Below are 9,195 nucleotides of genomic sequence, written 5' to 3' on the forward strand. Positions count from 1 at the left end.
CTAGTAGTTATTTTGTGAAATTATAGAAAGTATTATAAAAGAAAATTCTAGGTTAAGAGATGTAAAAAGGGTTTAAAAAGTTTTATAATTCACTCAATCAAATGTTTCTGTAAGAATTATTGTATTAAGTAAAGCGGGTGACGTATAATAAGCCAATTTACAAAATAATTATGGTATTTAAGTGGAAATAATAAGATAAGTAATATAGTAAATTAAAATTGACAATAATTGAATTTAGTAATGGTATATTTGCTATAATAAAGAGATGAGGAATTGATTATGAACAAAAATATTGCTGAAGAGTACATTACTTGTCGCTCTATTCATATTTTTTGGTAGTAATAGAAGCATAAATAGGCTTGATATTTGTTCGTTAGATTAATACAAAAAGCATAATTATAAAAATAAGCATATTAAATACTTAAAAAAAGGGAGGAAAATAACATGAAACTAACAATGTATGGGGCAGCAATTTGTCCAGATTGTGTTGAAGCAAAAGTTATTTTAGAAAAACATAAAGATATAGAATTAGATTATAAAAATATTACTGAGAGTACTAAAATATTAAAGGAATTTTTATCTTATCGTGATAATGATAAAATGTTTACTAATGTTGTTAAAGAGGGTAAAATAGGTATCCCATTTTTTATTTTAGAAGATGGAACAAAAACGTTAGACATATTTGATCATTTGGATATAGAAAAGCCTAAGAAGGTTGTAAATAGTTGCTCTATAGATGGTAGTGGTAAATGTTAATAGATGTTAACTTATTGTGAATTTTAAAGGTCAGGCTTCACCTTCACCAAGTTAAGGCGGTAGCAAAGATAGCCTAAATGAGAAATACTATACCCTCTCTCGGTTTTTTATCGGAGGAGGGTAATTTTTTATCTTATGTCCATTTGATAGAGTATCAAAACTCGAATAAATGAATTGTGGTAAATGTTCTCAAAAAGGTATAGACAAATAATTATCGAAAAATATTAAAACGTGATTTAAATCAAAGATGTATTTTCTTATTAATAATATAATTAATTCATAAGATAGAACTTGAGGAGGAATAAGAATGAATACATTTAATAGTAATCAAAAAATTGGAGAGATAGTAACTAAGTTTCCAAATGCTGCAGATATATTTAAAGAATATAAAATTGACTTTTGTTGTGGTGGAGATAGACCGTTAATTACAGCAATTGATGAGCAAGGAGTTAATGAAGCAGAAATACTAGAAAAAATAAATGCTTCATATGAAAAATTACAAAATAAGCTTTACACAAATAATAAAAATTGGGTAGAAGCACCTTTTGATGAATTAGTTGATCATATTGTAAATGTCCATCATGGATATCTTTATGAGAATCTTCCTAAAATAAGTGAATTAACAACTAAAATATTGAGAGTACATGGAGGAAATCATCCTGAACTTTCAAAAGTACACAAGTTATTTCATACTGTAAAAATGGAATTGGAAGCTCATTTAATAGAAGAAGAAACAATTCAATATCCGGCAATTAAGGAGTATTTAAGAAGCAACAGTGAAGTGGATTTAGATAAGGCAATAAATATAATCAATCAATTGCAAGACGAGCACACTGGAGCAGGTGATATACTTAAAGAATTAAGAAAAGTGACTAATGATTATAAAGCTCCATCAGATGGATGCAATACTTATAAATTAACTTATGCTAAACTTGAAGAAATGGAATCAGATATATTTCAGCATATACATTTAGAAAACAATATACTTTTTCCAAGACTTTCTGAATTGAAGAAATATTAAATTTGCCGGGAAGTATATTGTTAAACTGAATTTTAATAAAAATTATTAAGAAGATGTAAGTAGCATCATAGATATTCAAAAGAAACACTATATATTTGAAGAATAAAGTTTATTTTATATATTTTTTGAATATGCACTTAAATAAAATATAGCAGTTACGAGTATAAGTTGACTGTTATATTTTTTTATTCATAAAACACTACAATCTTTATATAATCTTTATACGAATATAAGAATTTTAATCCAATCTTTATACCTTAAATAGTATTATTTATATTTAAGATTGAATTCTGACAAGATGAAAACAATTTTAGATTTTATGCTTATACACTTACTAATTTTGATTTTTTTCCGTTATATCATTATTTCTAGGAGTAAGGAGGATACAATGAAAAAAATAGTTTCTATATTTTTATTTTTTGCAATTATTAGTATTGTTATGATGGGGAGGAGTAGTAATCCTTATAGTGGCAAATACATAACTTCAAATAATACTATTTTAGAACTTAATTCAACTGGAAAATGCAAGGTTATAAATAATTTTTATAAAGATGTATTTTACACCTATGGTCGATATACAATAAGCGATAATGAAATAGAAATAATTTTTGATAAAGATAAACGAAATTACTTAAATGTTGAAAGTTTAAAAGGGAAAGTTAAAGGAAGTAATATAGTATTTTATGATTATATACAAGAAGGAAAAGAGTGCGTATATTCAAAAATAGAATAATACTAGCTTTATTTTATATATATCTATATAATTTTGTAGGTATAGGGTAAAATTAAGTGAAAGTTAGGAGTGATTTAAGTAGATATTGATAAAAAATAAAATCCAGATTATCTTTTAAATCAAATAAAGGAAGAAGAAAAAGAGTCTTCAAGAGGAAAACTCAAGATATTTTTTGGGTATGCAGCTGGCTTCGGAAAAAGTTATGCTATGCTTATGGAAGCTCATAATATGAAAAAATTAGGGCACGACATAGTAATTGGATATATTGAACCTTATAGGTAAAAATCTCAAAAAGCCAAATGTATTTTTTCGTTTTTATGCAAGAGATATAGTTGATAAAATTATGGAATTCAATTCGTATATAGATGTATATGTTATACCAAATTCAATAGCAATCAGAAGAAATGAAAATCATATAAAAAAGAATAAGACCAAATTTATTATATCGTTAAAAGAAATTTTAATATCAAGCCTAATAATGTTAATTTCTGCGTTGGCTACATTATTTATTGATAAGTTAGGCTATGGCTAAGCTAATGTTATTATGATTTTTATTTTAGGAGTTATTATTGTAAATATTAAAACCAGAGGGTATATTTTAAGATTTATATGTTCTACAATTAGCGTGATTTTATTTAATTATCTGTTTACAAAACCTAGATATTCATTACAATTTTATGATAAAAGCTATTTGGTTACATTTCCGATAATGCTGATAGTAGCTTTTACAATAGGTACACTTACAAATAAGATAAGAAGAGAAGCAGAAAATTCTTTAGCAAGAGAAAATACAACTCAAATTTTATATAGAGTAAGCAGAAAATTATTAAGTGCAACAGGCACATCAGATGTTATAGGGATAGGTATAAAATACTTATCTAGGTTACTAGAAAGAACAGTTATCTGCTACTTGGCACAAGAAAATAAGCTATCAACTTCATTTATTTATACAGTAATTAAAGGGGGAAAAGATAGAAGTTTATTAAATGAGGATGAAGAAGCTGCTGCGTATTGGACATTTGTAAATGATAAAGAATCTGGTGCAGGTACTAACACTTTTTATGGAGCAAAAGGATATTATATTCCTTTAAATTATATCAGAAGAAACTAAAGGAGAGCTCCTTCAAGGTATTTATGATGACACTGAGTGGCTTATAAGATTAGTAGAAAACTTGCTTATTATGACGAGATTTAATGGTGGAAATCTGAAAGTTAGAAAAAGCATTGAAATTGTATTTAGAACAAGACATAATATATTTATATTTATTGCAAAGGATGATTAATATGAAATCAACTATAAAACATAATGATGTCAGTAAATTAAGTCTAGGAGGAATCTTAGTTGCGTTAGGCGTAGTTTATGGAGATATTGGAACTTCACCTCTTTATGTAATGAAATCAATTGTTCAAGGTAATGGTGGTTTGGAAAATATATCTGAAAATTTTATTCTTGGATCTTTATCATTAATTTTTTGGACGATAACTATTTTAACAACAATAAAATATGTTTTTGTTACATTAAAGGCGGATAATAAAGGTGAGGGGGGGATTTTCTCTCTTTTTACTCTGGTTCGTAATCGTGCAAAGTGGCTTATTATTCCAGCTATGGTTGGTGGTTCGGCCTTACTTGCTGATGGGATGTTGACCCCTGTTGTATCTGTAACTTCGGCGGTTGAAGGATTAGAGCTTATTCCAAGTTTTAACGCTCTTTTTGGCAGTAATCAAGATATTATTATTACCATTGTAATAGTAATATTAAGTATACTTTTTTTTATTCAACATTTTGGAACTGATTTGATCGGAAAAATGTTTGGACCAGTAATGCTTGTGTGGTTTTCAATGTTGGCAATTTTAGGAATTATGCAAATTTCTCATGATTGGACACTATTACGTGCATTGTCTCCATACTATGCAATAAAGATTCTTCTTAGCAATGAAAATAAATTAGGATTCTTTATTCTGGGCAGCGTATTTTTAGCAACCACAGGTGCGGAAGCATTGTATTCGGACCTTGGGCATGCTGGAAGGAAAAATATTTATGCATCTTGGCCTTTTGTTAAAATCTGTTTATTATTAAATTATTTTGGTCAAGGAGCTTGGGTTTTATCTGCTATAAGAAACCCAATGTATACAAATGTAGAAGGCTTAAATCCATTTTTTCAAATGGTCCCACATAGCTTTTTGATTTGTAGTATAATAATTTCAACTTTGGCTACAATTATTGCTTCTCAAGCATTAATTTCAGGATCGTTTACTCTTGTTTCTGAAGCGATTAAATTAAATTTATTTCCTAGATTACATATAATGTATCCATCTAGATATAAAGGACAATTGTATATCCCTTCAATTAATAAACTTTTATGGATTGTTTGTATTGGACTTATTCTACACTTTAGAAGTTCTGAAAATATGGAAGGTGCCTATGGATTATCAATTACTGTCACTATGCTGATGACAACTATTCTACTATTTAACTATTTATTAAAACAAAAGATTTCATCTGCCATTGCCATTAGTATGTTAGTTTTCTTTGGTACATTTGAAGTTTCTTTCTTTATTGCAAATGCTGTTAAGTTTATGCATGGTGGATATGTAGCAGTTTTAATTGCGTTAACGTTCTTATCTGTTATGTATATATGGATCCAAGGTCACTATACTAAAATTCGCTTATTACAGTATGTAAAAATTGAAGATTATAAAGCACAGCTAAATCTCTTGCGAAAAGATACTGATAGACCTAAATACGCAACAAATCTTGTATATTTAACTAATTCAGAGTATGCAGAGAAAATTGAAAGAAATATAATGTACTCTATCTTAGATAAAAGACCTAAGAAAGCAGATGTGTATTGGTTTGTTAATATTGTTGTTACTGATAATCCTTATGATGCGGAATATGAAGTGGAAACCTTTGGAACATTTTATATAGTAAAAGTTCAATTAAGGCTTGGTTTTAGAATGGAACAGAGATTAAATATGTATTTACGTCAGATTTCTACTGAATTAGTTAAAAGTGGAGAAATAAATATTCAATCTAGAAACTATACTATTATGCCCGATAGAAAAGTTGGCGATTTTCGTTTCTCTTTAATTGTAGAACAGCTTTCATATGAAACAGAATTGAATTTTTGGGAATCCTTCATATACAGAGCTAAGTTGTTTATAAAAAGATTTACTGTTTCTCCGACAAAATGGTTTGGACTTGATACTAGTGATGTTGATATTGAAAATGTCCCGCTCTTTTTAGGCAGCTGCAATAAGGAAACATTAAAAAGAGTTTCAAAATAACTTTATCAAGTTAAACAACTAAGATTCAGGTGTGGTTTGATCTCAAGCTGAATCTTAGTTGAACTTATATCCTCAAAAGGTACCTCGTCAAGGATCGTGCTGTTATCTCTCACTCAAAGAAGTGGAAGTGTTACAGTTTAATGTATAAATATTGGGGTTACTTCAAGTAAATAACAAATAATATTTTTAAAATTAAAGGCAATAAACATCATCAAGTGTTTATTGCCTTTTTTAGTTATTTTATGAGAATCGTCACCAGTTAAAGGAGCTTCACTAGAAAAACCACACACTTCACCTTCATCATATTCAAAATCATTTTTAGGAACCTTTGCGGCTCTTTTTCCAGCCATAAATTATAAATCCTTTTTTGGCAGTTTATTAGAAGTATTTTTATGTTTATTCTTAAAAGATATATGGCTATTTATTAGAGATTCTATTAGAAATATTAATGACTAAAGGCTTAAACTCCTCAGCAAATTTATCTTTTGATAAGATATCTCCATTTTTACATATGTATATTGTTAAGACATGTAAAAAAAATAGACATAAATCCAATTGATATATTAAGGGACTTAGTTGCGACAACAGCAATATATAAGGTTTCATAAAAAAGAAGTGATTGGCATGCTTATTGCTAATAATAAAAGTAACACTTGAAAATAAATAAATTTATCAAGGAGGGAATTTATGGATAAAACGGAACGCTTATTGAAACACGTTGAAGAAAATAAACAGTATAAGCAGCAAATTAAAAAATTAAAGAATAAAATATTTTTAGCAAAAATACTTAAGTATGCACTAAGATTAAGCAACTTGCTTTATGTAGTACCAATCATTCTCATTCTCTTTATATTTAGAAATAATAGATTGATTGGCGCATTTATTTCAATAGCATATTTTTATACAATATGTATGCTGTTAAAGTTAGATGAAAACAGTAGAATTATGAGGTTTTTAAATGAATATTCGGATTCAAATTGTGATATTAAGATATATGAACAAGAATTAAAAATAAAGAACAACGAGTTGTATACTAAATCTCGTTAAGAAAGTAGAAAATTAACTCTTCAAAAAATTAGGAAACTCAATCTAGAAGAAGTCATTCTAAGAAATATAATTAAAGGTGTACAAAATATAGACATAAATAAAATTGATATATTTAGGAATTGATTACGAAAACCACAATATATAAGGTTTCATGGAAAAAATATGATTGGCATGCTTATTGCTAATAATAAAATTAACGGGAGTAGTAAGTGAACTAATATATATAACTTAATTTTTCCACAATCTTTAGTGCAATGCTATTTGCTATTTAAGGATAGGATATCTTTTGTAAACAATTTCGTATTCCTATATGCATAGTGAAATATGTTTTCATTAATAGATAAGGTGGTAGATACTTAAAAATTAAATTTAAAAAATAAATAACCAAATTTGAAGGAGGTCATTAAAATGGAACTAAAAAATGTGATTCTTGAAAAAGAAGGACATCTAGCTATTATTACAATCAATAGACCCAAAGCACTAAATGCATTAAATTCAGAAACATTAAAGGATTTAGACGCTGTTTTAGAAGATTTAGAAGCAGACAACAATGTGTATGCAGTTATAGTTACAGGTGCTGGTGAGAAATCTTTTGTTGCTGGAGCAGATATTTCAGAAATGAAAGATCTTAATGAAGAACAAGGTAAAGAATTTGGTATTTTAGGAAACAATGTCTTCAGAAGATTAGAAAAATTGGATAAGCCAGTTATCGCAGCTATATCAGGATTTGCTCTTGGTGGTGGATGTGAACTTGCTATGTCATGTGACATAAGAATAGCTTCAGTTAAAGCTAAATTTGGTCAACCAGAAGCAGGACTTGGAATAACTCCAGGATTTGGTGGAACTCAAAGATTAGCTAGAATTGTAGGGCCAGGAAAAGCTAAAGAATTAATTTATACTTGTGACCTTATAAAGGCAGAAGAAGCTTATAGAATAGGTTTAGTTAATAAAGTAGTTGAATTAGAAAAATTGATGGAAGAAGCAAAAGCAATGGCTAACAAGATTGCAGCTAATGCTCCAAAAGCAGTTGCATATTGTAAAGATGCTATAGACAGAGGAATGCAAGTTGATATAGATGCAGCTATATTAATAGAAGCAGAAGACTTTGGAAAGTGCTTTGCAACAGAAGATCAAACAGAAGGAATGACTGCGTTCTTAGAAAGAAGAGCAGAAAAGAATTTTCAAAATAAATAATTTTTTAATAATTAGTTAAAAATCTATTAGAGATTTATATATAGTTTGTATCAAATAGGTTTAATTAACAAGGAGGGTAATTTAATGAATTTCCAATTAACTAGAGAACAACAATTAGTACAACAAATGGTTAGAGAATTCGCAGTAAATGAAGTTAAGCCAATAGCTGCTGAAATCGACGAATCAGAAAGATTCCCTATGGAAAACGTTGAAAAAATGGCTAAGCTTAAAATGATGGGTATCCCATTTTCTAAAGAATTTGGTGGAGCAGGCGGAGATGTTCTTTCATATATAATATCTGTGGAAGAATTATCAAAAGTTTGTGGTACTACAGGAGTTATTCTTTCAGCGCATACATCATTATGTGCATCAGTAATTAATGAAAATGGAACTAACGAACAAAGAGCAAAATATTTGCCAGATCTTTGTAGTGGTAAGAAAATCGGTGCTTTCGGATTAACAGAACCAGGCGCTGGTACAGATGCTGCAGGACAACAAACAACTGCTGTATTAGAAGGAGACCATTATGTATTAAATGGTTCAAAAATCTTCATAACAAATGGTGGAGTTGCTGAAACTTTCATAATATTTGCTATGACAGATAAGAGTCAAGGAACAAAAGGAATTTCTGCATTCATAGTAGAAAAGTCATTCCCAGGATTCTCAATAGGAAAATTAGAAAATAAGATGGGAATCAGAGCATCTTCAACTACTGAGTTAGTTATGGAAAACTGTATAGTACCAAAAGAAAACCTACTTAGCAAAGAAGGTAAGGGATTTGGCATAGCAATGAAAACTCTTGATGGAGGAAGAATTGGTATAGCTGCTCAAGCTTTAGGTATTGCAGAAGGAGCTTTTGAAGAAGCTGTTAACTATATGAAAGAAAGAAAACAATTTGGTAAACCATTATCAGCATTCCAAGGATTACAATGGTATATAGCTGAAATGGATGTTAAAATCCAAGCTGCTAAATACTTAGTATACTTAGCTGCAACAAAGAAGCAAGCTGGTGAGCCTTACTCAGTGGATGCTGCAAGAGCTAAATTATTTGCTGCAGATGTTGCAATGGAAGTTACAACTAAAGCAGTTCAAATCTTTGGTGGATATGGTTACACTAAAGAATACCCAGTAGAAAGAATGATGAGAGATGCTAAAA

Annotated in this window: 10 protein-coding genes; 9 read left to right on the forward strand and 1 reads right to left on the reverse strand. The window is 28.9% G+C overall.

Going from position 1 to position 9,195, the window contains the following annotated elements; all coding sequences use genetic code 11:
• Positions 1–444: 444 nt before the first annotated feature.
• From L3B96_RS22320 to L3B96_RS22345, 6 genes are all read left to right on the forward strand, one after another.
• Entirely contained in the window at positions 445–756 is a 312-nt protein-coding gene (locus tag L3B96_RS22320) for a glutaredoxin (RefSeq protein ID WP_012058251.1), read from the forward strand.
• A 307-nt stretch (positions 757–1,063) separates the two neighbouring features.
• Positions 1,064–1,777, forward strand: coding sequence for an iron-sulfur cluster repair di-iron protein (gene ric, locus L3B96_RS22325; protein ID WP_238948615.1), 714 nt, complete (start codon positions 1,064–1,066; stop codon positions 1,775–1,777).
• 388 nt (positions 1,778–2,165) lie between these two features.
• Entirely contained in the window at positions 2,166–2,510 is a 345-nt protein-coding gene (locus L3B96_RS22330) for a hypothetical protein (RefSeq protein ID WP_238948616.1), read from the forward strand.
• Between the two features lie 343 nt (positions 2,511–2,853).
• Complete coding sequence (locus L3B96_RS22335; RefSeq protein WP_238948617.1) at positions 2,854–3,042, forward strand: hypothetical protein; 189 nt, start codon at positions 2,854–2,856, stop codon at positions 3,040–3,042.
• 12 nt (positions 3,043–3,054) lie between these two features.
• Positions 3,055–3,621: a DUF4118 domain-containing protein gene (locus tag L3B96_RS22340; RefSeq protein WP_238948618.1), complete on the forward strand. Its 567-nt coding sequence runs from the start codon at positions 3,055–3,057 to the stop codon at positions 3,619–3,621.
• A gap of 173 nt (positions 3,622–3,794) precedes the next feature.
• A complete protein-coding gene (locus L3B96_RS22345; protein WP_017210212.1) occupies positions 3,795–5,798 on the forward strand; it encodes a KUP/HAK/KT family potassium transporter in 2,004 nt (667 codons plus the stop codon).
• 137 nt (positions 5,799–5,935) lie between these two features.
• On the opposite strand, the gene L3B96_RS22350 is transcribed toward L3B96_RS22345, so the two are convergent.
• Positions 5,936–6,148, reverse strand: a complete 213-nt coding sequence (locus tag L3B96_RS22350; protein WP_238948623.1) for a hypothetical protein — start codon at positions 6,146–6,148, stop codon at positions 5,936–5,938.
• A gap of 337 nt (positions 6,149–6,485) precedes the next feature.
• Between L3B96_RS22350 and L3B96_RS22355 the strand changes: the two genes are divergently transcribed.
• The 3 genes from L3B96_RS22355 to L3B96_RS22365 form a co-directional block, all read left to right on the forward strand.
• Positions 6,486–6,845, forward strand: coding sequence for a hypothetical protein (locus L3B96_RS22355; RefSeq protein ID WP_238948619.1), 360 nt, complete (start codon positions 6,486–6,488; stop codon positions 6,843–6,845).
• Between the two features lie 408 nt (positions 6,846–7,253).
• The gene (locus tag L3B96_RS22360) at positions 7,254–8,039 is read left to right on the forward strand and encodes a short-chain-enoyl-CoA hydratase (RefSeq protein WP_238948620.1); all 786 of its coding nucleotides are present in this window, start codon (positions 7,254–7,256) and stop codon (positions 8,037–8,039) included.
• Positions 8,040–8,123: 84 nt separating this feature from the next.
• The coding region (locus tag L3B96_RS22365) for an acyl-CoA dehydrogenase (protein WP_238948621.1) at positions 8,124–9,195 on the forward strand (1,072 nt) is incomplete at its 3' end.

This window comes from Clostridium sp. YIM B02569, assembly GCF_022320765.1.
Classification (GTDB): domain Bacteria; phylum Bacillota; class Clostridia; order Clostridiales; family Clostridiaceae; genus Clostridium; species Clostridium beijerinckii.

What these genes read in the sequence shown, in the direction of transcription:
- L3B96_RS22320 (WP_012058251.1), top strand. Translation starts at nt 445, where the DNA reads ATGAAACTAACAATGTATGGGGCAGCAATTTGTCCAGATTGTGTTGAA.
- ric (WP_238948615.1), top strand. Translation starts at nt 1,064, where the DNA reads ATGAATACATTTAATAGTAATCAAAAAATTGGAGAGATAGTAACTAAG.
- L3B96_RS22330 (WP_238948616.1), top strand. Translation starts at nt 2,166, where the DNA reads ATGAAAAAAATAGTTTCTATATTTTTATTTTTTGCAATTATTAGTATT.
- L3B96_RS22335 (WP_238948617.1), top strand. Translation starts at nt 2,854, where the DNA reads ATGGAATTCAATTCGTATATAGATGTATATGTTATACCAAATTCAATA.
- L3B96_RS22340 (WP_238948618.1), top strand. Translation starts at nt 3,055, where the DNA reads ATGATTTTTATTTTAGGAGTTATTATTGTAAATATTAAAACCAGAGGG.
- L3B96_RS22345 (WP_017210212.1), top strand. Translation starts at nt 3,795, where the DNA reads ATGAAATCAACTATAAAACATAATGATGTCAGTAAATTAAGTCTAGGA.
- L3B96_RS22350 (WP_238948623.1), bottom strand. Translation starts at nt 6,148, where the DNA reads ATGGCTGGAAAAAGAGCCGCAAAGGTTCCTAAAAATGATTTTGAATAT.
- L3B96_RS22355 (WP_238948619.1), top strand. Translation starts at nt 6,486, where the DNA reads ATGGATAAAACGGAACGCTTATTGAAACACGTTGAAGAAAATAAACAG.
- L3B96_RS22360 (WP_238948620.1), top strand. Translation starts at nt 7,254, where the DNA reads ATGGAACTAAAAAATGTGATTCTTGAAAAAGAAGGACATCTAGCTATT.